The 23,566-nt window shown below is 40.7% G+C and carries 21 protein-coding genes and 1 pseudogene; 18 read left to right on the plus strand and 4 right to left on the minus strand.

Features of this window, described 5'->3' with window-relative positions; genetic code table 11:
- The first annotated feature begins 208 nt into the window (after window positions 1-208).
- The 7 genes and pseudogenes from aspS to RMX69_RS10440 all read left to right on the plus strand — a co-directional run bounded on the left by aspS (window position 209) and on the right by RMX69_RS10440 (window position 7,056).
- A complete protein-coding gene (gene aspS / locus RMX69_RS10415; RefSeq protein ID WP_322637414.1) occupies window positions 209-1,996 on the plus strand; it encodes an aspartate--tRNA ligase in 1,788 nt (595 codons plus the stop codon).
- Between the two features lie 169 nt (window positions 1,997-2,165).
- On the plus strand, window positions 2,166-2,609 hold the full coding sequence (locus tag RMX69_RS10420) for a GNAT family N-acetyltransferase (protein ID WP_289796219.1): 444 nt from the start codon (window positions 2,166-2,168) through the stop codon (window positions 2,607-2,609).
- Window positions 2,610-3,253: 644 nt separating this feature from the next.
- Window positions 3,254-3,484: pseudogene (locus RMX69_RS29425) on the plus strand (DUF3011 domain-containing protein); the annotation flags it as partial.
- A 4-nt stretch (window positions 3,485-3,488) separates the two neighbouring features.
- The gene (locus RMX69_RS10425) at window positions 3,489-3,671 is read left to right on the plus strand and encodes a hypothetical protein (RefSeq protein WP_289796218.1); all 183 of its coding nucleotides are present in this window, start codon (window positions 3,489-3,491) and stop codon (window positions 3,669-3,671) included.
- A gap of 197 nt (window positions 3,672-3,868) precedes the next feature.
- Entirely contained in the window at window positions 3,869-5,167 is a 1,299-nt protein-coding gene (locus RMX69_RS10430) for a pitrilysin family protein (RefSeq protein ID WP_322637415.1), read from the plus strand.
- Between the two features lie 261 nt (window positions 5,168-5,428).
- Window positions 5,429-6,292 carry a fructosamine kinase family protein gene (locus tag RMX69_RS10435; RefSeq protein ID WP_322637416.1) on the plus strand — a complete coding sequence of 288 codons (864 nt, stop codon included), beginning with the start codon at window positions 5,429-5,431 and terminating at the stop codon, window positions 6,290-6,292.
- Between the two features lie 125 nt (window positions 6,293-6,417).
- A complete protein-coding gene (locus RMX69_RS10440) occupies window positions 6,418-7,056 on the plus strand; it encodes a histidine phosphatase family protein (RefSeq protein ID WP_322637473.1) in 639 nt (212 codons plus the stop codon).
- 121 nt (window positions 7,057-7,177) lie between these two features.
- Here RMX69_RS10440 and RMX69_RS10445 read toward each other — a convergent pair whose 3' ends face one another.
- Window positions 7,178-8,047: a helix-turn-helix transcriptional regulator gene (locus RMX69_RS10445; RefSeq protein ID WP_322637417.1), complete on the minus strand. Its 870-nt coding sequence runs from the start codon at window positions 8,045-8,047 to the stop codon at window positions 7,178-7,180.
- 436 nt (window positions 8,048-8,483) lie between these two features.
- Here RMX69_RS10445 and RMX69_RS10450 point away from each other — a divergent pair, with 436 nt between their 5' ends.
- The 10 genes from RMX69_RS10450 to cas2 all read left to right on the plus strand — a co-directional run bounded on the left by RMX69_RS10450 (window position 8,484) and on the right by cas2 (window position 19,226).
- Entirely contained in the window at window positions 8,484-8,654 is a 171-nt protein-coding gene (locus tag RMX69_RS10450) for a hypothetical protein (protein WP_322637418.1), read from the plus strand.
- Between the two features lie 23 nt (window positions 8,655-8,677).
- Window positions 8,678-11,428, plus strand: coding sequence for a CRISPR-associated protein Csc3 (locus RMX69_RS10455; protein ID WP_322637419.1), 2,751 nt, complete (start codon window positions 8,678-8,680; stop codon window positions 11,426-11,428).
- Between the two features lie 17 nt (window positions 11,429-11,445).
- The gene (cas7d, locus tag RMX69_RS10460) at window positions 11,446-12,483 is read left to right on the plus strand and encodes a type I-D CRISPR-associated protein Cas7/Csc2 (protein ID WP_322637420.1); all 1,038 of its coding nucleotides are present in this window, start codon (window positions 11,446-11,448) and stop codon (window positions 12,481-12,483) included.
- A gap of 3 nt (window positions 12,484-12,486) precedes the next feature.
- Window positions 12,487-13,245: a type I-D CRISPR-associated protein Cas5/Csc1 gene (cas5d, locus tag RMX69_RS10465; RefSeq protein WP_322637421.1), complete on the plus strand. Its 759-nt coding sequence runs from the start codon at window positions 12,487-12,489 to the stop codon at window positions 13,243-13,245.
- Window positions 13,238-15,520, plus strand: coding sequence for a type I-D CRISPR-associated helicase Cas3' (cas3, locus tag RMX69_RS10470; protein WP_322637422.1), 2,283 nt, complete (start codon window positions 13,238-13,240; stop codon window positions 15,518-15,520). The genes cas5d and cas3 overlap by 8 nt, the downstream gene beginning before the upstream one ends.
- 76 nt (window positions 15,521-15,596) lie before the next feature.
- Complete coding sequence (locus RMX69_RS10475) at window positions 15,597-16,217, plus strand: 2OG-Fe(II) oxygenase (RefSeq protein ID WP_322637423.1); 621 nt, start codon at window positions 15,597-15,599, stop codon at window positions 16,215-16,217.
- A complete protein-coding gene (gene cas6, locus RMX69_RS10480; protein ID WP_289796208.1) occupies window positions 16,207-17,043 on the plus strand; it encodes a CRISPR-associated endoribonuclease Cas6 in 837 nt (278 codons plus the stop codon). Before RMX69_RS10475 ends, cas6 begins: the two co-directional genes overlap by 11 nt.
- A gap of 31 nt (window positions 17,044-17,074) precedes the next feature.
- Window positions 17,075-17,668 (plus strand): CRISPR-associated protein Cas4, encoded by a 594-nt coding sequence (gene cas4, locus RMX69_RS10485; RefSeq protein WP_322637424.1) that lies wholly within the window; start codon window positions 17,075-17,077, stop codon window positions 17,666-17,668.
- A 212-nt stretch (window positions 17,669-17,880) separates the two neighbouring features.
- Window positions 17,881-18,885, plus strand: a complete 1,005-nt coding sequence (gene cas1d, locus RMX69_RS10490) for a type I-D CRISPR-associated endonuclease Cas1d (RefSeq protein WP_322637425.1) — start codon at window positions 17,881-17,883, stop codon at window positions 18,883-18,885.
- A gap of 53 nt (window positions 18,886-18,938) precedes the next feature.
- Window positions 18,939-19,226 (plus strand): CRISPR-associated endonuclease Cas2, encoded by a 288-nt coding sequence (cas2, locus tag RMX69_RS10495; RefSeq protein ID WP_069070563.1) that lies wholly within the window; start codon window positions 18,939-18,941, stop codon window positions 19,224-19,226.
- Window positions 19,227-19,877: 651 nt separating this feature from the next.
- On the opposite strand, the gene RMX69_RS10500 is transcribed toward cas2, so the two are convergent.
- On the minus strand, window positions 19,878-20,498 hold the full coding sequence (locus RMX69_RS10500) for an NAD(P)H-dependent oxidoreductase (RefSeq protein ID WP_322637426.1): 621 nt from the start codon (window positions 20,496-20,498) through the stop codon (window positions 19,878-19,880).
- Window positions 20,499-20,560: 62 nt separating this feature from the next.
- Between RMX69_RS10500 and RMX69_RS10505 the strand changes: the two genes are divergently transcribed.
- The gene (locus RMX69_RS10505; protein WP_322637427.1) at window positions 20,561-21,049 is read left to right on the plus strand and encodes an NUDIX domain-containing protein; all 489 of its coding nucleotides are present in this window, start codon (window positions 20,561-20,563) and stop codon (window positions 21,047-21,049) included.
- A 122-nt stretch (window positions 21,050-21,171) separates the two neighbouring features.
- On the opposite strand, the gene RMX69_RS10510 is transcribed toward RMX69_RS10505, so the two are convergent.
- A complete protein-coding gene (locus RMX69_RS10510) occupies window positions 21,172-21,906 on the minus strand; it encodes an amino acid ABC transporter ATP-binding protein (RefSeq protein ID WP_322637428.1) in 735 nt (244 codons plus the stop codon).
- On the minus strand, window positions 21,899-23,389 hold the full coding sequence (locus RMX69_RS10515) for an ABC transporter permease subunit (protein ID WP_322637429.1): 1,491 nt from the start codon (window positions 23,387-23,389) through the stop codon (window positions 21,899-21,901). The genes RMX69_RS10510 and RMX69_RS10515 overlap by 8 nt, the downstream gene beginning before the upstream one ends.
- Window positions 23,390-23,566 lie beyond the last annotated feature (177 nt).

Genomic DNA, 23,566 nt, shown 5'->3' on the forward strand with positions numbered 1-23,566 from the left:
GGTTTTTTCCCCTTTACCCTTTTCCCTTTCCCCCAAAACCCAACAAGTATTGTGTGTGGTTCAAATACATGAAAGATGCTGTATATATAGTGTGAGATTATTTGATTTTTTCTTTCACCAGAACTACTACAATTACTATTGATGCTAGATAATGGGAAGGCTTTGACATTTTCTTGCCAATCTAGCCCGGAAACAATAACTAAGACTTATGCGAACTCACTATTGCGGCGAACTCCGAAAAGAACATATTGGAGAAACTGTTACCTTTTACGGATGGGTAGACCGTCGCCGCGATCATGGTGGTGTGATATTTTTAGATTTACGCGATCGCTCTGGAATTGTCCAAATCGTCAGCGATCCGCAACGCACCCCAGATTCTTACGAATATGCGAACGCCCTGCGAAATGAATATGTTGTCGAAATCACTGGTAGAGTAACACAACGTCCCGAAGAATCGTTGAATACCCGCATCCCCACAGGCGAGGTAGAAATCTACGCCGATAAAATTGAACTACTCAATGCTGTTCGCAAACAGTTACCTTTCCAAGTTTCTGTAGCTGACACCGAAACAGTGCGGGAAGACTTACGGCTGAAATATCGTTATTTGGATTTGCGACGCGAACGCATGGCGCAAAATTTGCAACTGCGTCATCAAATTGTCAAAGCCATGCGTCGTTATTTAGAAGATTTGGAAGGTTTTATCGAAGTCGAAACCCCAATCCTTACCCGTTCTACCCCAGAAGGAGCGCGGGATTATGTTCTACCCAGTCGCGTCAATCCTGGTGAGTGGTATGCTTTGCCGCAATCACCCCAGCTATTTAAACAATTGCTGATGGTATCCGGCTTAGATAGATATTATCAGATTGCGCGTTGCTTTCGTGACGAAGACTTACGCGCTGACAGACAACCAGAATTCACCCAGTTGGACATGGAAATGAGCTTCATGTCCCAAGAAGAAATTATCGAACTAAATGAGAATTTAGTTTGCCATATCTACAAGACAGTTAAAGGCATTGAGTTACAGCGCCCTTTCCCGCGTCTCACTTATGCTGAGGGGATGGAACGCTACGGTAGTGATAAACCAGATACACGCTATGGTTTGGAATTAGTTGATGTCTCAGATATCGTGAAAGACTCTGGTTTCAAAGTCTTTCGTGACACTGTTACCAATGGTGGTATAGTCAAAATCCTGCCCATTCCCAACGGTAACGATGTAATTTCTAATGTCCGCATTAAACCAGGTGGCGATTTATTTAAAGAAGCCAGCGAAGCCGGTGCTAAAGGTTTAGCTTTTATCCGCGTCAGGGATGATGGCGAAATTGACACCATTGGGGCAATTAAAGACAACTTAAGCGAAGAACAAAAACAAGAAATTTTACGCCGCACAGGTGCTAAAGCTGGACATTTGCTATTGTTTGGGGCAGGGGAAGCTGCTACAGTTAATAAAACTTTAGATAGATTACGACAAGCGATCGCTAGAGAATTTAACCTAATCGATCCAGAAAAAATCAACTTGCTGTGGATTACAGATTTCCCGATGTTCGAGTGGAATGCTGACGAAAAACGTCTAGAAGCACTGCACCACCCGTTTACAGCACCACATCCTGATGATTTGAGCGACTTAAAAACTGCACGCGCCCAAGCTTATGACTTAATACTCAATGGGGTAGAAGTTGGCGGTGGAAGTCTGCGGATTTATCAGCGAGAAATTCAACAGCAGGTGTTTGAAGCCATCGGTTTATCTCCTGAAGAAGCACAAAGTAAATTTGGCTTTCTCTTAGAAGCATTTGAATATGGTACACCGCCGCATGGTGGCATCGCCTACGGTTTAGATCGTTTGGTAATGTTGCTAGCTGGAGAAGAATCAATTCGGGATGTCATTGCTTTTCCGAAGACACAACAAGCACGTTGTTTGTTAACAGATGCGCCTTCGAGTGTAGATGCTAAACAGTTGAAAGAATTACACGTTGCTTCAACTTATAAACCAAAGTCTTAACAAAGCGCAAGGGGAGCACAGAAAGTTAAAGTAAGCCTTTATAGCTCAGTTCATCTCTAACTCTTCTGTTATGTTTATTATGCTCCCTTTGCCTTTCATCAATTGCTGAACTGTATTCCAATGGAGTCTTTAAAGACTCTAAATGTTCTTTTTCTCCATTTTCATAAATATGGAAGTTTTTTTAGCTAATATTAATCATATTGAAAGTGTTTCAGTACTATTTGATCGGTATCGTATTTTTTACAATCAGCCATCAAACCTTGAAGCTGCTAAAGAGTTTCTCAAAGAACGTTTCCAGAATAATGACTCGGTAATGTTTGCAGCTAATGACAATGGGGAATTAGTTGGATTTACTCAGCTTTATCCCAGCTTTTCTTCAGTGTCGATGAAACGAGTATGGATATTGAACGATTTGTATGTGGAAGAGTCGTATCGCCGCAAAGGAATTGCAAAGTTATTGATGAGTGTTGCGGAAAAATATGCAAAAGAGAGTGGAGCCGTTCGAGTAATTTTAGCGACTCAAATTTCTAACATAACCGCGCAAAAACTCTATGAAGCGCGAGATTACATTAAGAATGAAGAGTTTTACCATTACGCCTTACCGTTGCAGTAGTATGTGTAGTGGCGTGACAAGACTAAAATGTTGCAATAAATTTTCTTGTGGGGCGGGCATCTTGCCCGCCAATTAGGACGGGCTAGAAGCCCATCCCCCAAGAGTTTGCAATTTAGTCTAGACACGCCAGTAGAGTGTGTTATGGCGTAGCGTAACGCACCTAAAATTCGGAATGGTGTGTTACGCTACGCCATAATAACGCAACGCCAGTTGCTACAACGGATAGTTCAGTGTTAGCGAGTCATCTCCCAAAGGGAGACGCCAAGGCGATAGCGCAGCGTTAGCGAGTCATCAAGCGTCACGAGCGTCGGGAACCTCCGCAACGCACTGGCTCACCTACGTATATTTAAAAAATTAAATATGAGTCCCAGCCTAGAAAAATCGGCGTACCAAAGCAAGTGCATTACAGAAAATAGGCAAAAATACGCCAATGGAAGTAGGCTTGTTACAAAATTGAACATTTAAAAAAGCTCAATTAAAACCCTTACAATGGTTAATTGCTTGATAGAACCTGTTGTATTTGATAAAGTTCAGAGTGCAAATATTCTTTGCATTTAATCTGATTTATTCATTGGCTCTGAATGCAGTTTGCTAGAATTACTACATATTGAAATCTGGAAGAAATCTAGCATTTTATTATGATTATGCGCATTCCCACAATTGCTGCAACCTTTCTGGTTGCTAATCTTAGTATAGGTACACTTTTGAGTATTGCTGCCCCAGCTTCAGCTCAAGAGACAATAACTTGTTCAAGCCAGAATAATCGAAGAAATACTTGTTCGGTAAATACAAGAGGCAGAGTCAGGTTTGTTAGGCAATTATCTAACACCAGTTGTAGAGGAAATTGGGGCTATCGGAGAAATCGTATTTGGGTGAAAAATGGTTGCCGAGCTGAGTTTTCAGTTGGCAATCGCAGAAACGACAGATATGACAGAGATAATAGGAACGACAGATATGACAGAGATAATAGTAACGATAGATATGACAGAAACGATAGATATGACAGAGATAATAGAAACGACAGATATGACAGATAGGAAACTGGGTATTGCATTAATATAATAAAAAAATACTCAGCTACTTCTTGTGAGGTGGGCTTCTCGCTATTAGCGTCAACTTAAGGCAGATGCCCTGTCAAGTCTTTTTTGTGTCTCTTGCTAATGCGATCGCTTCTTTTTTTGTAGAGAAGCGATCGCAGTGCTTATTTTATAGTCGCAGATAAGATAAGAGAGTAACATGCTCCTCACACACAAGTAGCAATGACCTCAACCCTGCGGAAATTTCCCCGTCTCAATGCTCCGACGCTGCACAAGTTGCCCAATGGTTTGACAATCATTGCCGAGCAAATGCCAGTTGAAGCCGTAAACCTCAACTTATGGATAAAAGTTGGCTCTGCTGTCGAACCTGATGCCATCAACGGCATGGCTCACTTTTTAGAACACATGATTTTTAAAGGAACAGAACGACTAGCTAGCGGCGAGTTTGAACGTCGAATTGAAGAACGGGGTGCTGTCACCAATGCCGCTACTAGCCAAGACTATACTCATTACTATATAACTACTGCCCCCAAAGACTTTGCCGAGCTTGCGCCACTACAAATAGATGTAGTATCGAATGCGAGTATTCCTGATGATGCCTTTGAACGTGAACGATTGGTAGTTTTAGAAGAAATTAGGCGTTCAGAGGATAATCCCCAGCGACGTACATATCGGCGGGCGATGGAGACAGCCTTCGATCGTCTACCCTATCGCCGTGCAGTATTGGGGCCAGAATCGGTGATTGCCGGACTAAAACCCCAGCAGATGCGAGATTTTCATGCTAATTGGTATCAACCGCAGTCAATTACTGCTGTAGCTGTGGGCAATTTGCCCGTAGAAGAGTTAATTGCAACAGTTGCGGAAGGATTTAAAAAAGTTACTCCCAACTCTCCATTGCCCACTACAGACGCGATTAATCGCGTCTCTGCCCACTCGTCACTGAATCCTGAATCACCATTTACAGAAATTGTTCGTCAAGAATTTATCGATGAAAGTCTGCAACAAGCAAGACTAGTAATGGTTTGGCGGGTTCCAGGAATGATGCACTTAGATCGTACCTATGGATTGGATGTTTTAGCCGGAATTTTGGGACACGGACGAACATCAAGACTAGTGAGGGATTTACGGGAGGAACGGGGATTAGTTTCTTCGATTTCTGTGAGCAACATGAGCAACGAGCTACAAGGGATATTTTATATTTCAGCCAAATGTGCAGTAGAAAATTTACCAGTTGTAGAGGATGCGATCGCTCAACACATTAGCAAACTACAAACAGAGTTGGTAACAGAATCAGAAATTGCCCGTATAGGGCAGCGAGTAGCTAACAGATTTATATTTGGCAACGAAACACCAAGCGATCGCTCTGGGTTGTATGGTTATTATCAGTCTTTGGTAGGAGATTTGGAACCCGCCTTTAACTACCCAGCGATCATTCAAAGCCAAGATGCAACAGACTTGATGCAAGCGGCCAAAAAGTATCTATCTCCTAGTGCTTATGGTGTAGTTTTTGTCAAACCATAAATTAAAAATTAGGAATAGGGCATGGGCGAATGGCACTAAGAAAGCTCAGGTCTTGTGTCGTCTTGTTCCCAGCCTCCAGGCTGGGAATGTATTTAAAATAGGCTCTGCCTCTTGTCAAGGTATTGGAGGCGGAGCCTCCTATAATTGGTTCCCAGCCTCTAGGCTAGGAACCAGCCAGGGCATTGGGCATGGTGAAGATAATTAATAACCATTACCAAATGCTCAGTTATTAATCTAAAATCCAAAATCTAAAATTGCATAATGTGGACTCAAATCGACACCCATATTAGCCAAGTGACTGGCGAAAAATTTCAAAGTCAGCAAAGGCGATCGGTTGGTGGCGGGTGCATCAACCAAGGTTATGCTGTCTCTAATGGTGAGATAACCTACTTCGTCAAACAAAACCTTGCATCCCAAGTTGCAATGTTTGAAGCTGAGGCGTTGGGTTTAAAGGAAATGCTAGCAACAGCTAGTATTCGCGTCCCCAAACCAATTTGCTGGGGTACTACTGATAATTCTAGCTACATCGTCCTGGAATGGTTGGAACTTGGTAGCGGTAACAGCAATTCGTGGTTAGAAATGGGACGCAAGTTAGCAGCGATGCACAAAGCCAGCAGCAGTCAAGGTTTTGGTTGGAAAATTAACAATACTATTGGTTCCACGCCGCAAATCAATACTTGGACAGCAGACTGGACAGAATTTTATATTAAACATCGCCTAGGTTATCAATTTCAGTTGGCAAGGCGGCGGGGAGGTAATTTTCCCCAGCAAGACAAGTTACTAACAGCTATCCCGGAACTATTGGCAAATCATCAGGTGCAACCTTCGTTAGTACACGGCGATTTATGGGGTGGAAATGCTGGGTGTACTGCATCGGGGGAACCAGTGATATTTGATCCAGCAACTTATTTTGGCGATCGCGAAGTTGATATCGCCATGACAGAATTATTTGGTGGGTTCCCAGCAGCATTTTATAAAGGTTACAACGAGGTGTTTCCGTTAGATTTAGCCTATGAGCAGAGAAAAACACTTTATAACCTGTATCACATTTTGAATCACTTCAATTTATTTGGGGGTAGTTACGATTCGCAAGCCAATAGAATGATTGACCAGATTTTACGATAAGGGATGCGGATTGTGGTTGATTAACTTTTTTGGTTGATTACTTTGTCCTGGTGTCACAGACTCGATTGCGAGATGATGGTAGTTTATTTTTGCACAAACTCCTTTATCCCAATCGCATACAAGCTATGACACTCAATTTATATTTACTGCGACATGGAGAAACTACCTTTAGTCAAAGTGGTAATTTCTGCGGTGAAACTGATGCGGAGTTGACAACAGAGGGGATGCAGATGGCATCCGCTTTTGCGGATATTTATCAACAATTGAAGTGGGAAGGGGTTTATGTTAGCCCGATGAAGCGCGCAATTGCAACTGCCAAGCCATTTTGTGATGCTATCGGTATGGATATGCAGTTGCGTGACGGACTTAGAGAAGGTAGTTACGGCGAATGGGAAACTAAGAGTAAATCGTTTGCCCAAGAGAATTACGCAGAAAACTATGTAAAATGGGTGACAGAGCCAGCTTGGAATGCACCACTAGGTGGAGAAACTGCGGTAGATATCGCTAACCGTTCTATGCCTGTAATTGCTGAAATTCAAGAAAAACATCCACAAGGTAATGTTTTAGTAGTTTCTCATAAAGCTACGATTCGGATTATGCTTTGCAGTTTACTGGGGATTGATTTGGGACGCTATCGCTATCGGGTGAATATTTTGGTCGCGTCGGTAAGTATGGTTAAATTTGACGTTAATGGCCCCTTGTTAGAAATATTAGGCGATCGCCATCATATACCCGATCATATTCGCTCTCGTCCCGGAACATAATATAGCGGTTCTCGTTTGGGTGCAATACAGTCAAACCTCTCTTCTCTTAGGAGAGAGGCTTTGAATGTTACTCCCCTTCCAGCAATCAAAAGTTTTTCCGCTTCCCTCTCCTCGTCAAGACTCAACTCCTGGTTTCGATATCGTATAACTGGCAGAGGGTGAGGAGTTTTTGTTTAAGGCGATCGCGCAGACTCTCAGGTGATACAATCACGCAATCTTCCCAATACCGCGATACTTCTCGAATCAACCAAAAATCATTAACTACTCTCCGCACGACTTGGCGAACATCTCCAATAACTTCATCTTTAATGTCATCTTCTTTAGGTTGATAGGCTTTAACTAAGCCTTGGCGAAAATGCAAGTACACTTCTAGATAACCTAGTTCTCCACGCCAATTTCCACTGGCGGGTATAGTTGCCATTGATTCGATGCGGTCTAGACGCAAGCACCGATTGTGCCATAGTTCTGGTAAATCAGGAATATCGTTTTCTACATCTTGAGTTTCTTCACACCAAATCATTAAGTAAAAACGTCTCTCAAAGAAACGAACTTCAGCATAGCGAACTGTATATGCTAGTTCATCACCTTGAGAGTTTTGATAAACAAGGTAGAAAGGCTGTTGTCTCTTGATTAACTCTTCAATTTGAATTCGCCATGCAGGAGCAGGTTGACTCAGTTGTTTCATCAGCGATTGACGCAAGGGAGCTTCAAGATTACTACGCTCCAGCAAAAGTGTAAGTACAGTTTGAGCTTCCCCTATCTGACCTGCATCACTCAGGGCTTTGATAGCTTTGTGCAAAGCGTTAACTTGGTTTGAGTCAAGGGTGAGAGGCTTTCCAACCTCTACAGATTGTTGTGCGATCGCCACTATTAAGCCCGATATACTGGGGTCTTTGCCCCAATATATGTTGAGACGAAGGGCGATCGCTTCTAATTGTTCCTTGGTTCCTGGCGGAATTGACAGTGTAATCGTTTCTTTTTTTCTGGGCATTTACAAAATGTACTTGCACTTAAAGATATTTTGTGCCATACTCTTATTTGTAATTGTAAATCAGGTTTTTACTTTCAAGTGCATAGACACATTAGGAAATCATGTTTCTCAAATGAAATTGTAATGACATTATTTTGATGCTCTAGTAATGGAGTTATCAGAAAAGACATTAAAAAAGCCAGAGAGTAACTCCGGCTAAACAACCCTGATAGGGATTTGTTTGCAAAAATAAGCTGACCCCTATGTAGATATGTCACTATTTTCAATCCCTGATAGGGATTTTGAATATATTTGGGGCCACAAATAAATATAACGCAATATGACCCTCAACTAGAGGTTCGGGAAAATAACATCATTGTTTATATGACACTAGACGTTTAAACTGCCTATACTGAGAGCAGGTAGATTTTGTTTAGCCTGCAAGAGGTCATAGATCATGAACTACTCAGTGGAATATATCGCTCACAAGATTAATGAATGCCTGGCTCTGATTGACAAGCATCAACGTGAAATCTTCCGACTGAGGAGGGTAATCGCAGATTTGAAATGTCAACCAGTAACTAACGACGAAGGCGAAGTCATAAGTTATAACGACTTTGAGAGCTAAATCTAGGTAGAAGTTTGCATTATATGATCAAGCGCAATAGGCTTTTAAATGGCCCTCCGAAAACCTTAGAGGAGCGTTATTTCACTGAAATTCGCCCCCAGCTTTACGAAAATCATGCACATCATCATCAAACTGGTGTGAGAACGGGTACAACCCTTGCAGAACACCTCGATTCTGCGTGTCAGTTCATTTTGACAGTTAGCCGAATAGCAGAAGTTCCAGAAGATAAAAGACCTTTGCTACTAGCTGCAACTGCTGTACATGACCTCAATAAATTAGAAGGTTCTCAAGGACGCAATGTTAAAACCCTGGCTAGAAATCAAGAATTTTTACGAGAACAACTTGAAAAGGCTTGTGTACTTACCTTTGTTGTCTCAGAAGATGATTTGGAGTTAGTCAGAAAGCTAATTGAGCGCCACTCAGGTCATAACGTTAGCGATGGAGCAAGATTTTTACCAGAAGACCCAAATATCGAACGATGGGCGGCGATGCTTACAGCTGCGGATTTATTTGATTTAGGAATTCCAGATGCACAACGTTTTCGCAAACTGGAAACAGAATTAACCGTTGCTTTTGATAGAAGATGTAACCTCTTTAGAATAAGCCTCTCTGAAGATAAAGGCTATATTACAGCCCTATTGCTGGGTGCTTGCGAAGAAGTTTTGCAAAAGCATGGGTTAAATCCTTTAGCAATTTTCCCTGATGGCGAACTTTTTGAAGGAGAAGCTTTACCAAATGTTGATTTTACAAAAGAAATAGCTGCTGTTTGGCAAAGTAAAATTGACCAAGTTTTTGGGAATAATATCGAAAGACTTGTCAGAGCTACCAAGGATGGTATTAAAGTTACTCATCAAGCCATCCAACAAAATATTGAGGAAGTTTTGGTAAATGTTGAGGCTCTTTTAGAAAGAAAAAAAGCTGGTTATAAATCAGACAAGATTTCTAAAGATGTAACTAAGTGGGGTGAAGCGGCTGGTGCAGATGCACTAATAAAAGCGGCTGAACTTCAGTTATTACCTGTAAGCAATGCAGAAGAATTTGCTATATCTGAGGGGTTAAAAGCAGCTTATCTTAGTTATCGTGAAGCCGGATTAAGCCCTAAAGACGTTTGGGATAAAATCGCTCATCATACGGGTATATCTGAACTTCAGCGCATTGCACTTGAGCCATTTAATGGTCAATATGGGCGACCTTTATTTGCTGCTAAGGCTGCTGTTAAAGGAATTGAGGGTATTAGAGAAGCTCTACAAGAATCTTTCCAACTAAGAAAGGAAAGTACACAAATATCTGAAGAAACAGAAGTATCTGAAGAAATGATTGCAGCCGTTAGCAGAATGGTAAATTTACCTTTTGCTATTCGGTTAAATGGAGGCAATGATTTAAATGCTTATGTAGAAGCAAATCCCAGACAAAGATGCTCTTTAGGTTCTACTTCCACTGATATAGATGAACTAATTTCAGATAATATGCCTCCTGGTACAAAAGTACAAGCTTTTTCTAACCGCTTACCGGGTGGTATCAGTGCTGAACCGAAAAGACAAGCAGATTCAATTGCAGCTTTAGCCTACCAATTAATAGCAGTTGGCGCAAACTTTACAGCTGTTAAAAAACAAGATCCTTTTTATTTACATTTTTCATTACCGAAAGGTTCTTCTCCAGAACTTCTGAGAATATGGCGAGATTATATAGATGGACTAGTTACTACTAATGCTGAGGGAGGCCCTGTAGCTGTTGATGAACTTAAACTGTATCGGGATGGAATTTTGCAATTTACTGCTAACAAAGTTGTTGGCTTTGCATTGCCAAAACGACGAGAATTTGTTCACACTAATATAGTTACCCCTGTTAATTGGGGAGATGTTAATGCTTCTTTATCTTTATTAAAATCATTGAGACTAGCTTTAGAAATATCTTTATCTTTAGATATTGGTTTTCCTTTTGTCCTAAGTGGCAACTTGGAAGCAGAAATATCAAAAGATACTGATGATAGTAGGATTTTTGGACGAGTAGAAGGAATACCATCAGCCCTTCAATATGTGCTTGGAAATGGGCAATATAAACGTTTTAAAAATGAAGAGGAGCAGGAGAATAAAAAGATTTTAAGTGCAGAAAGGATTCTTGAAAGACTGCGATGCATTGGTAAACTAGCAATATCTGTTGCAAGTATTCAGAAAGCTGATGATTGTTTGTATGATTTGGCTCGTGCTTGTGTCAGACCAATTGAACTTTATTATGTCTTGCTACGTTGGACTTTACGAGAACAAGATGAACCAAATTTTCGATTAGTTTGGAATCGCATTTCTTTGCCGTTAAATACTTTACTCAATAATCTTATGCCTAATAATGAAAATACGCTATTGACTCAATATCTTAGAGAATCTGCTGCAATTGCATCTGAAGCTAAACTATGGGGAAGTTCTCGTGAGAAACGTACATCATTAGTAGAACCTTTTGCCAAGTTTACAGCAGCCGTGCGTTCACATAAATCTTATATGGATTTAGATTTGATGTTCGCTGCATTAGTACAGCAATACCATACTCGGTTAGACCGAATTCGTGAACATGGAGTTAAGAAAACTAAATATGAATACATCAAACGCTACTATGCAGTTTTACGAAAACTCTATGAAGAGGTTTATCAAGCACGCCCAGAAAAACTTTTAGCTGATCAAAAAACCTTGGAAGCAGCTTATTTATTCTTCTTTGAAGAAGCAGATGCTTTACTAAGGAGCAAGTCTAATAACGAATCTGTCGAAGCTACTACATCTATATAATGAATAAGGAGTTTATCATGTCAATTCAAAAGCTTTCTTCAGTTCTAGCAACAACTTATGAAAACTTCCCCAAAGGACGTTTTATCACTTTAGTTGTTTTAAGAACAACCCATTCTGAAACTATTTTTCGTACAGAAGGTTCAGGCGAACCGATGTGTAGCGAATTTGTCCAAGCTGGTTTAGAGGGTGAAAATCAAAAAACTATAATTCAACGTTTGGTAATGACTAAACGTAAACAAGTAGCACCAGAAAGACGCTACGGACGAGAACATTTAAGAGCGCATGAGCTTTTATACACTAACCCTAAAGATGGCGCTCTTTGTTCTTTAAATACTAATGCACCTTGTGAAATGTGTGCAGATTGTTTCCTTTACGGCTTCGCTGCTGGTGGTGGTGGCGCTCAAAAAAGTCGCATTTGGACTGAAGATGCTTTTAGTATTTTACCTGCTAGTGATGTTGTAGGCGATCGCACCATAAACGCCATCTACGAAAATGGCACAATGCGGTTAAAGAAAGATGAAGATACAAAAGCATCAACAGCTTTAAATACTAGCGAATACATCAAACCAGGTGTGCATTTTTTGGATGTCGTCACCCTAAAGGATGTAACTGCTGATGAACTGCGCTATATCATCGGTAACATTATTTTCACAAGTCGTTATGGTGCGGTTTCCAGTCGCGTTGGACGAATGGAAAACGAGATATTAGGTGTATTTGGTAGTATTACCGAACTTCCTAGTTCTCTAGAACTTGTACAAGCTACTTATGATGTCTTAGGTAAGCCTTTAGAACACCCTTTGAATATTAATCAATTAATTACAGCAAGCAAACAAGTAATTGGTAATTGGAAAAATAAAAGAGGGGTTTCTGTGCAGCTATCTGAAGAAGAATTAGCAAATTTACTGACTGATGTAGAAACTAATTGGTCAGAAGCTGAACGTGATAATTTTCTCAAGCGTTTAACCCAATCTTATGAATCCTTCCGTCAGGTTGCACCTGAAAAGAAAAAGGCTAAGGCGAAAGGCAAGAATACACCAGTTGAAGTAGAGATTTAGGTTATGTCAACAATTCCTTTTCAGCAGGCAAAACTTGTTGAATTATACTGTCTTGAACCAGTCTTTTTTGCCTCTAGGGAGTTGTCTGATACCTATTACACTGAGGGGGTAATTGGGAATTATGCTCTTACCTATGCTTTAGGTAAAGTAAATTCCCCCTATCGCCTCCAAGGTCAGGCTACAGGACGACCAACCTACAAAGAAGATTTACAACCAATCGCACAAGATTTCTATATCTTACCAGCTTCACCAGTAGGTAGTGTGACATTCAGATTTGAACGTTTCAATGCTCTTTCTGATTCTTACTGGTATGCAATGACTAATAATCGTGTTGCTACGGCGCGGGAAGATTTACCATTACAACGCCAAGGCAAAAAACCAAGTTCATTTAGACCAAGTAATTTTCCGCAAACTGGAAGACTGCGGATGATTGAACGTAGAAATAAATTTCAAACTTTGGTATTTGGAAATTACCAATTACCAAATTATATTCGCCTTGGTAAATTCATGAGTAAAGTCAAGGTGAATGTGCTGAATGAATTTCCTGTAACTTTACTACCAGAAAGTGAATATCAAAGTCAACATTATCTAAATGCTGCTGATTTACCACAGCAAATAGAGGCTTTAGCATTCGATTTAATTTCTATTCCTCCTGCACCCATCATTAAAAATCTTCGTTTTCGGGGTGCTGCTTGGCAAGTTGGGGAAATGATTGTACCAGCAGATTTGCATTTTTGCGGTAGAGAAAGTAGCAATGAGTAATCAAAACTTAGTTATCAGATTAGAACCTCGCAATATTTCAGCTTGTGCATCACCAGATAAAATATCTTTCATAAAGAATGCACTTCAACACCAACTAGATGTATTTGAACAATCGCAAGATGCAGACATTACCCTTGATTTAGCACCAACTGGCACAGGTAAAACTAAAGCAGGATTAGCAGTATTAAAACATCAACCGAATAATAGTGCTGTTTACATTGCTCCTACTAATGCTTTAATTGAACAGCAAACAGAAGCAGTAAAAAAGTTTATTCGTGATGCTAATTTACCTCATGTTGTAAAATCAGCTTCAGCTAAAGATATTAAAAGCTGGCCTGACGATAAAGTTGGCCGTCGTTCAGGAGAAAAGCTGTATAATGTTTTGCGAAATCCAGCTACAATTTTCAATGATGTTGGGGCAAATACACCAATTCTTTTGGTAACAAATCCTGATATTTTTTACTATGCAACTTTCTTTGCATATAACAATCTGGATAGAGGCAATATTGCTGCTGGTTTTTACATCAAATTTTCTACAGTCATTTTTGATGAATTTCACCTCTACGATGCTAAACAGCTAGTAGGAATGCTGTTTTATCTTGCTTATTCTCACGTTTTTCGGTTTTTTGAAAATGGACGCAAGGTAGTTTTACTCACAGCAACACCAGAACCAGCTTGTGAATTAGCATTGCAAAATTTAAAACAGGCTGGTGTGAAAATAGCAAAAATTGATGGAGAAGTAGGTAATACTAATCTTTTACCTTCACAAACAGCAGTTAATCTAGAATTAAGACCAAAACCAGATAGTAAGGAAGAGTGGTTAGCAGAGTTAGCAGCAGAAGTTGTCCAACGTTTTCGAGAAAGACCTGATGAAAATGGTGCTGTAATTCTTGACTCTCTTGATAATATTAATTGTTTATCAACTTTGTTAAGACAGCAAGGACTTGGTAATGACATCGGACGCATTACAGGCCCTGCACCGAAAAAAGATAGACAAAGGGCTATGCAATGTAAAATCATTTTGGCTACTAGCACTGTAGATGTAGGATTTAACTTTGAAAGACATCCTGAACCGAAACGACAAAATTTAGATTGGTTGATTTTTTCAGCACGCGATCGCGCCGCATTTTGGCAGAGAATTGGTAGGGTAGGGCGTGTTTTAGGTAAATCTGAAACTAATATTGATTCAGAAGCTATTGCTTACTTACCTGCTAACGCCTGGGAAGAAGGTTTAACCTCTCTAGATACTACTGGGGGACGTACCGCGCTAAAAGACTTACTTGAAACACTTCCCTGTTTAGATAAGCCTTTTTTAAAAGCTTACTGGCGTTCAGAAGCATTTCTGGAAATTGCCCGTCCCTTGTTGGAATTGGAAGAAATGCTTGAAGGTTTAGCTGAGGAAAAATTGATTTTGGATTTGTTCAATACTCTAAAATCTATTTTTGACGGAAACAGAACTTGGGATGATTATCGTTATAGAATGAAACTTTTGAGAGGTGCTGAAACTATTGCGAAAAAAACTCCCAAAGAAATCAAAAAGGATTGGAAGTATATCAAAGGTGGTCAAGCCTTTGTTAAAACTTTTATCAAAGCAAATTTTAGTGAAGATTGGGCAGATTTACAAGCCGGACGAGCCACTATAGAAGAATACGTAAACTCATTGCTTAAACAAGATAATCATGTAATAGCTGAATTAAAAGAATTTGCTGAAGTTTTTAGTACCAGTTATGCACCATTATTTGATTTTCGCTCTAGTCTGTTTGAAAGTCTTTCCATTCGTGACCCTCATGGTTTTATTTTAGATGAATCAGAGGAAACAAGACTAGATCCATTTCACCTATTGCGCTATTACGAATTTATCCAAAATGGTGATTATATTGAAGTCACCAGTCGCGCTACTGAAACTTATCAATTGAGTTTTAGATTGCGTTATATTGATAACTGGCAAAATTTTATCAGTACAGAACTGAACAAACTAACAGCTTTTAAAAATTGTCAAATTATCCGCAGTGCTGGAGGAGCAATACGACCCACACCTCTAATACAAGCTTTGAATAAACATCTTTTACCAGGAGTAATTATTTGCCCAAGAACAAATGCTGCTGTTGTTTTTCAATTAAGCAAGCAAGGAATTACTTCTTATCCAATAACTATTGTTTGTAATGATATGGAGAAAGAATATAGATTTTTTACAGGCTTGTCAGGAATTTTAACAATGGCAATGAAGTTTAAACAATTACGTCTTCCAGATGATGAAGTTTTTATTGCAGGATAAGTAATTAAATTCTCGCACCAATGGTGCGAGAATTTGTAGAACATCGATTTATAAGTATATTTCTCTCACACCCATCGTGAAACACTATCAACAACAAACCAACGCTTTCCCCAGCGATTACCTAAACAACTTGTGGGGAGAAATCCAAGCTTGTCCTTACTTCGCTATCAACAACCTCAACCGCGATTTTGTCGCCACTAAAGGATTTTCTGTAGTATTTCAGCGTTCTGGATTAGCAAAAGTAGAACAGCAGTTTCCCTACTTCAAGCCTTACCTAGATTTGGCTCTCCAAGCAAGTTGTAATGCTTTTTACCTCAATCCTTTACAACTCAAAGAAGGCTCCCGCGTCGATCCGCATATCGATCGCTCCTTACGTTCCTACTCCAAAACCATTGAACCGCCTGCGCTTGTCAGTGTTCTTTATGTGCGCGTACCTGCGGATATGGAAGGGGGAGAACTGGTATTACGATCGCACAAACGCCAACTTGGGCAAATTAAGCCCCAATTCAATACTTTAGTTTATTTTCAAGGTGATTTAACCCATTCGGTTAACGCTGTCAAAACCCCAGGAAATCGCCTAAGTCTCGTTTGTGAACAGTATAGTTTGAGTGAAGCTGAACTTCAGGAAATCCCTGAGTTTACTGTAGAGTCAAGAATCACTCAGTCTACAACCAAAAAGAGAAAGTATGCCTCATAGTTTAGTGTTGAATTTGCTACCTCAATCGCCCATTCCACCACAGTATCTTACAGGTAGACATCTCCACGCCCTATTTTTAACCCTTGTTAGTTCTGTAGATAGCACATTAGGCGATCGCTTGCACGATTCCACCGCAGATAAAGCTTTCACTCTTTCTCCCCTCCAAACTAACTCCCCCCTTTTGAAGGGGGGTAGTGGGGGATCTAAATTGCAATACTCACATCAACAACCCATTCCCGCCGGAACTCCTTGTTGGTGGCGCATCTCCTTATTAGATGACACTCTATTTAGCAAACTTACCCAACTCTGGCTAAATCTGAATCCCAATCGCCCTTGGCATCTTGGCCCGGCTGACTTGTATATTACCAGCATTCAAGGCACACCCCAATCTATTCAACCTTGGGCAAATGCCAATACTTACGCTCAATTATACGAAGAAGCCAGTGAGCGCAATTCTTCCATCAACCTTAGCTTCTCCACACCTACCGCCTTCCGTCAAGGACAGTATGATACTACTCTTCCTACCAGAGAATCTGTTTTCAATTCCCTACTTTCGCGGTGGAATAAATACAGTGGCATAGAGTTTACTCAGATTGCAATTGAGTCAATATTTCCTTCTTTTGTCAATATTCACACAGAAATAGTAACCGACTCACGCAGCAAATTTATCGGCATTATTGGCGAAGTTAATTACAAGATATTGGGAGAAATTGAACCAATACAAATTAAACAGATTAACGCTTTAGCTGACTTTGCTTTGTATGCAGGAATTGGTCGTAAAACAACTATGGGAATGGGAATGACGCGACGGCTGTATTCTCCATAATTCTAATAATAATTTAAAAACCACCTAAGTTATGAATCAAACTGAATATGTTTCTATTGCGGCATTGAATCAATATGCCTATTGTCCGCATCGCTGTTGGCGGATGTTTTGTGCAGGGGAGTTTACTGATAATCAATACACAATTGAAGGCACAACTTTACACGATCGCGTCCACACCACAAGCGATATACAGCGAGGAGAAACTTGGCAAGTTCGGGCAATTTGGCTGAAGTCGGAGCAATATAAACTCATCGGGAAATCTGATTTAATTGAAGCCGAATCTGGTCAAGTTTACCCAGTGGAATATAAACGAGGACGCAAAGGCGAATGGGATAACGATGAGTTGCAAGTTTGTGCCCAAGCCTTATGTTTAGAAGAGATGACAGGAGAACCAGTTAACACTGGATATATCTATTATGCCCACTCGCATCAACGGCAATTAGTAGAGATTAATCAAGAGTTGAGAAAGAGTGCGATCGCAACTATTCAATCTGTCATAAATCTCCTAGAAACAGGAACAATGCCAAAACCATTTTACAGCAAACGTTGCAAAGGATGCAGTCTTTATTCGCAATGTTTGCCCAAAGCCACTGATAAAGTCAAAAGTTATCAAGAAGTAAATTAAATCATACTCTGGTAAATTCTTGCTTGAGGACATATTAACTTTCAAGACTGTTCAAATAAGATCCCCCCGCCTGTGGCGACCCCCTTAAAAAGGGGGTAAAGGAGGAAGATAAGCCCCCCTTTTTAAGGGGGGTTGGGGGGATCTTCGCGTAGTAAATAAGCTAACAAAATTGTATTGAGTTTGATAACTTTCAATTAATTAAGGATTAAATCATGGGAACACTTTACGTAACACAAGCTGATGCTTTTATCGGCAAAGTTGACGAACGTCTCACCGTCAAAGCTGAACAAAAAATAATCTTGGATATCCCTTTAATTAAAATAAAAGGAATTGTAGTACTAGGAAGGGCTACCGTTTCTCCCTCTGTCGTAAATGAACTTTTAGAACGTCATATTTGTTTAACATTTCTCACACAAAACGGACGATATTTAGGGCGTTTAGAACCAGAAGCTACTAAAAATATCTTTGTTCGTAAAGCCCAATGGCAAGCTGTGGGAGAATCAGAACCAGCAATACATTTAGTTAGAGGATTTGTGCGAGGTAAATTAAAAAATTACCGCCATAGCTTACTCCGCACTCAGCGAGAACATCCTGATCTTGACCTGAATAATAACATCACTCAATTGGAAAACGCGATCGCACCAATCGAAAAAACTAGCAGTATTGATTCCCTCAGAGGCTTAGAAGGTGCTGGGAGTGCAGCCTATTTCGGTTGCTTTCAACAGCTAATCAAAACCTCAGAATTTCAATTTGAAGCCAGACGCCGCCGCCCACCAACCGATCCGGTTAATGCTCTACTGAGTTTTGGGTATTCATTGCTACGTCATGATGTGCAAAGTGCTTTAAATATTGTTGGCTTTGATCCTTATCTAGGATACTTACACGTTGAACGTTATGGTAGACCTTCCCTAGCCTTGGATTTGATGGAAGAATTTCGTCCTTTAATAGTGGATGCTGTTGTGTTGTCGCTAATTAACAAGCGATCGCTAACCCTAACTGACTTTACCACCGAACCGCTCAGTGGTGCGGTAAATTTAACCAAAGAGGGACTGCATACATTTCTTCGCGCTTATCAACAAAAGAAACTATCGAGTTTCAAACATCCAGTTATGGGAACCAAATGCACCTATCAAGAATCCTTTGAAATTCAGGCGAGGTTATTAAGTAAATACCTAATGAACGAAATCGATAAATATCCTCCCCTAGTTCTCAAATAACTTGTAATTTCTCCCCATTCCCCATTCCCCATTCCCTATTCCCTACTCCCTTCATGTATATTGTTGTCAGCTACGACATTCCAGAAGATAAGCGTCGTACTAAAATCCATTCTATTCTCAAGTCTTATGGACAATGGATGCAACTTAGTGTGTTTGAGTGTGATATCACTCCCACTCAGTATGCTAAACTGCGATCGCGTTTAGCCAAATTGATTAAACCCGACACTGACAGCGTGCGCTTTTATTTTCTCTGTGGCTGTTGTCAGCGAAAAGTCGAACGTATTGGTGGAGAACAGCCACGGGACGAAACAATTTTCTTTGCTGAGTCCCCTTCTAGCTAGGTTTCTGCATCTCAAATGCGCGGAAGGGTAGGTGTAGAAATTTCACAGTCATAAAAAAGTGCTTCTATCCCAACTCCAGTAAGGCTTTCAACCAATTAATCGCCTACTCCTCATCCGCGCAATCTTTGAAATGCTTATCAAAATACGATTTCAGCCTTTAAATTTTCCTGGCGCTCTTTCCAAACAAATTCTCTAATGCTATGATTGCTCTGGAATCGCGCAACCGCACCTTGAAAACTAAATACAGCTTGACTTTCAGGCTCCCGCTATTGCAATTTATCAAAATCCCTATTAGGGATTGAAACCCGCTCCTAAGTCCACCCCATCAAGGAATACTCGAAATTGCAATTTATCAAAATCCCTATTAGGGATTGAAACTTATACAGGTCTGCTGATGGCTTGACGACAAGACATTATTGCAATTTATCAAAATCCCTATTAGGGATTGAAACGCAATGGACGCGATATCAAAAAGGATTGGCGCTAATTGCAATTTATCAAAATCCCTATGTGTTGGCGAGTTTCGACTACTTCGACTTCGCTCAGTACAAGTTCGCTCAACTCTCGATCTATCAGTTGGTTGAGCGAAGCGATGCACTGAGCCTGTCGAAGTGTCGAAACCAACGGCATCGGTATATTTATTGTTGTAAATTACTTAAGCTTCTGCAATATCTTTGTTAAGCCATCGCCTAATTGCTCAATAGATTCTTGCTGTTTCGGATCTTTTAACGTGCCATCAGCATTAAAGGCTTCATAAGCTTTGGATACTGCTACTTGATCGGGAAGTACCAAAACTTTTATGTTTCCCAAAATAGACCGTAGGTGAACCAACCCCCGCAAACCACCAAGTGCGCCTGGGGAAGCGCTCATAATACTAGCAACCTTACCTGCAAAAGCAGCCAATGGTGCTTCGTTTGGGGCTGGACGGGATGCCCAGTCAATGGCGTTCTTCAAAACTGCTGTGAGTGAACTGTTATATTCCGGCGAAGCAATCAGCAATCCTTGATGAGAAATCATCAAGTCTTTAAAAGTGCGGGCGTTGGCAGGTAGTCCTTTTTGAGCTTCCAAGTCTTCATCATATAGAGGTAAAGGCAAATCGCGGAGGTCTATATAAGTCACCTCTGCGCCAGCTGCCTTAGCGCCAGCTGCCGCGATTTTTACCAATTTTTTGTTGTAAGAATCAATCCGGGTGCTGCCAGCAAAGGCGAGGATTTTCGGTGGAGATGCCATAATTCTAGGTTGAATGGGAAGGATTAACCTGTTCAGCTGCATTATCCTGTTTTCAGGCGATCGCTATTTGCTACCTTTAGAGTTTCTTTACAAATTTTCTCGTTATGGCGAATTGGTCAGATTCTTATCTCGGCAAGTTACGACAAATTTTAGGTGATCGCATACTTCTATTATTTGGCACACGTGTGATTATTGAAGATAATTTAGGGCGTGTTTTATTGCAAAAGCGAAGTGATTTCAAACTTTGGGGGCTACCTGGCGGTTGTCCTGAAATAGGTGAATCTGCCGAAGAATGTTCAGCACGAGAGGTTTTTGAAGAAACTGGTTTAACGGTTAAGCGTTTTGCCGCTGTGGGGTTTTCTTCCAACCCAGCCTTTGAAGCTGTCACTTATCCTAACGGCGATCGCGTCCAAAATTTCATTTTAATTTTGCGAGCCGTTGAATGGTCAGGCAGCCTGGCTTGCTTAGATGGAGAATCGCTGGCGCTGGAATTTTGTGATTTGGCTGACTTACCTACATTAATGCCAAACGATCGCCCCGTTTTAGAAAAGTTTCAAGAATACAAAAAAAGCGGCGAATTTCTCATGTTCTAAGGGACTTCCAAATAAAAAAATATACAACTATTTATTGTGGGGTGGGCGTCTCGCCCGCCCATAGTCAAAGGCGGGCAAGATGCCCACCCCACAATATTGGATAATTTATTTCTTGGAAGTCTCTAAAGCATTTTTTCTAAGAACTGCTTGGCGCGATCGCACTGAGGATTTTGGAAAAACTCGTTAGGGGTAGCGTCTTCTGCTAAACTTCCCTGGTCGAGGAACATAATCCGATTGGCAACTTCTCTTGCAAACCCCATTTCATGAGTCACGATCGCCATTGTCATACCTGATAGCGCTAAATCTTTCATCACTTCCAGCACATCTTTGACCATTTCAGGATCTAGTGCAGAGGTAGGTTCATCAAACAAAATCATCTGAGGTTCCATTGCTAATGCCCGCGCGATCGCTACTCGCTGTTTTTGTCCCCCGGATAGTTTCGATGGGTACACAGATACTTTTTCTTCTAAACCTACCTTAGCAAGCAATTCTAAGCCATGTTCTTCTGCTTTTTGCTTGTTAACACCTTTCACCTTGATGGGTGCGTAGGTGACATTTTGCAGCACATTCATGTGGGGAAACAAATTAAAATGTTGAAATACCATCACCAAATGCTGACGTACTTTCGCAATGTTTGCTTTGGGCTTGGTAATTTCTTGGTCGTGAAAGTAGATTCTGCCTCTGGTAGGTTGTTCTAACAAGTTTATGCATCGTAAAAAGGTAGACTTACCTGAACCAGAAGGGCCTAATATGGCAACCACTTCTCCCTGATAAAACTCAGTGGAAATATCTTTGAGTACGTCAAGTTTGCCAAAGGATTTACATAAGAATTCTGTGCGAATTACTACATTATTCACTTTCCCGTAACCTCCTTTCTAAAGCGGATGCACCCAAGGTCATACCCATTACCAAAACATAGTAGATTAACCCTGCAAATAACAGTGGTTCAAAATAAATATACTTATTTGCACCAACGATTTGGGCGCTGCGTAATATTTCCACCACCCCAATCGTTGACACCAGCGCGGAATCTTTAAGCAATCCAATAGTTTCATTTACCAATGCTGGGAGAATATTCTTCAATGCTTGGGGTAAAATCACATCCCACATCATCAACCAATAGGGAACACCCATAGACATTGCCGCTTCACTTTGCCCTTTATCCACCGCTTGAATTCCACCTCTGATGGTTTCCGACATATAAGCGCCAGAATTCAAAGTAAAAGTTAGCACCCCAGCCTCCAATGCGGAAATGTCATAGCCTGTAAGCTGGGGTGTTGCGTAGTAAACTAATGCCAACTGTAATAACAAAGGTGTACCTCGAAAAACAGAGGTGTAGGCATTCGCAACCCAGGTAAGCGGCTTGATGCCGAGAATTTTTAACAGAGACAAGATTGTTCCCCAGATTAACCCCAAGGTTACAGATAGTAGCGTGAACAACAAAGTTAACGGGATTCCCCGCAGAATAAAGGGAATATCGGGAAGGATTCTGGTGAAGTCGAGATTCAATCCGCCTTTGGTAGGAGTTGAAGATGCAGAATTGGCGGCGGTATTCTGTGAAAACCATTTGGTGACAAGTTTGGCCAATGTGCCATCGTCCTTCATTTGTTGAAGAACTTTGTTAAACGGTTCTACAAAAGAAGAACCTTTGGGAAAAGCGATCGCCGATCCACTTGCCTCTTCTGAGGGAATAGTATTAAATTCTAAATCTGGGTTAGCTTGGGCGAATCCTTTAGCGACGGTATCCTCAACAATTGCTGCATCAATTCGTCCAGATTTGATTTCTTGAACTACTTCCGGCACTTTGTTGAGTTGCTTTAGCTGAATACCTGCAACTTTTTTAGCAATTTTTTGGGCATTTTGTTCTTGGATGGTTCCTAGTTGTACCCCAAGCTTTTTTCCTGATAAGTCTTGGGGTTGCTTCAGGTTGCTACCTTTAGGAGCGACAATGGTATCTTTGGCTTCGTAATAAATAATTGAAAAGTCAATATTTTTTTGACGTTCTGGAGTCGGAGTCATCCCAGCCATGACAAAATCAGCGCGATTTGCTTGGAGTGCAGGGATTAATCCATTAAAATCAGATTCCATTATTTGAAGTTTAAACCCTAGCTTTTCAGCAAGGGTTTTGGCAATATCTATATCAAAGCCAACAATTTGGCGATCGCCTCCTTTCGTATCATAAAACTCATAAGGAGGATAATCTGGGGAAGTAATCATCGTCAGGGTGTCTTTCCCTAAAGGTGAAGCAGCTTTTAGAGAATTACTATGTCCGATGAAGATGCTGATTCCTACTGCTGCTACAACCAGTATCGTCAATAGCCATCCTTTTTTTTTCTTCATAAAATATTCCGCACTTAAACTGCTACATCAATCGAGCAAATAATACCTGTGATATCATGTCCGCTGAATGGCTATGGTGTACACACAAATTTTCTAAATATTTCCCCACTTCTTGCTCTGCAATGCCATTGCATCGACTTGTTATGCCATTGCATCGACTTGTTATGCCATTGCATC

The organism is Nostoc sp. EspVER01 (assembly GCF_034530635.1).
Taxonomy (GTDB): domain Bacteria; phylum Cyanobacteriota; class Cyanobacteriia; order Cyanobacteriales; family Nostocaceae; genus Nostoc.

Coding starts and splice junctions, on each gene's coding strand:
- cas6 (WP_289796208.1), top strand. CDS start 16,207: ATGCCTCATAGTTTAGTGTTGAATTTGCTACCTCAATCGCCCATTCCA.
- RMX69_RS10440 (WP_322637473.1), top strand. CDS start 6,418: ATGACACTCAATTTATATTTACTGCGACATGGAGAAACTACCTTTAGT.
- RMX69_RS10425 (WP_289796218.1), top strand. CDS start 3,489: ATGGTTGCCGAGCTGAGTTTTCAGTTGGCAATCGCAGAAACGACAGAT.
- RMX69_RS10455 (WP_322637419.1), top strand. CDS start 8,678: ATGATCAAGCGCAATAGGCTTTTAAATGGCCCTCCGAAAACCTTAGAG.
- aspS (WP_322637414.1), top strand. CDS start 209: ATGCGAACTCACTATTGCGGCGAACTCCGAAAAGAACATATTGGAGAA.
- RMX69_RS10430 (WP_322637415.1), top strand. CDS start 3,869: ATGACCTCAACCCTGCGGAAATTTCCCCGTCTCAATGCTCCGACGCTG.
- cas7d (WP_322637420.1), top strand. CDS start 11,446: ATGTCAATTCAAAAGCTTTCTTCAGTTCTAGCAACAACTTATGAAAAC.
- RMX69_RS10435 (WP_322637416.1), top strand. CDS start 5,429: ATGTGGACTCAAATCGACACCCATATTAGCCAAGTGACTGGCGAAAAA.
- cas3 (WP_322637422.1), top strand. CDS start 13,238: ATGAGTAATCAAAACTTAGTTATCAGATTAGAACCTCGCAATATTTCA.
- cas1d (WP_322637425.1), top strand. CDS start 17,881: ATGGGAACACTTTACGTAACACAAGCTGATGCTTTTATCGGCAAAGTT.
- cas4 (WP_322637424.1), top strand. CDS start 17,075: ATGAATCAAACTGAATATGTTTCTATTGCGGCATTGAATCAATATGCC.
- RMX69_RS10500 (WP_322637426.1), bottom strand. CDS start 20,498: ATGCAGCTGAACAGGTTAATCCTTCCCATTCAACCTAGAATTATGGCA.
- RMX69_RS10450 (WP_322637418.1), top strand. CDS start 8,484: ATGAACTACTCAGTGGAATATATCGCTCACAAGATTAATGAATGCCTG.
- RMX69_RS10515 (WP_322637429.1), bottom strand. CDS start 23,389: ATGAAGAAAAAAAAAGGATGGCTATTGACGATACTGGTTGTAGCAGCA.
- RMX69_RS10420 (WP_289796219.1), top strand. CDS start 2,166: ATGGAAGTTTTTTTAGCTAATATTAATCATATTGAAAGTGTTTCAGTA.
- RMX69_RS10445 (WP_322637417.1), bottom strand. CDS start 8,047: ATGCCCAGAAAAAAAGAAACGATTACACTGTCAATTCCGCCAGGAACC.
- cas2 (WP_069070563.1), top strand. CDS start 18,939: ATGTATATTGTTGTCAGCTACGACATTCCAGAAGATAAGCGTCGTACT.
- RMX69_RS10505 (WP_322637427.1), top strand. CDS start 20,561: ATGGCGAATTGGTCAGATTCTTATCTCGGCAAGTTACGACAAATTTTA.
- cas5d (WP_322637421.1), top strand. CDS start 12,487: ATGTCAACAATTCCTTTTCAGCAGGCAAAACTTGTTGAATTATACTGT.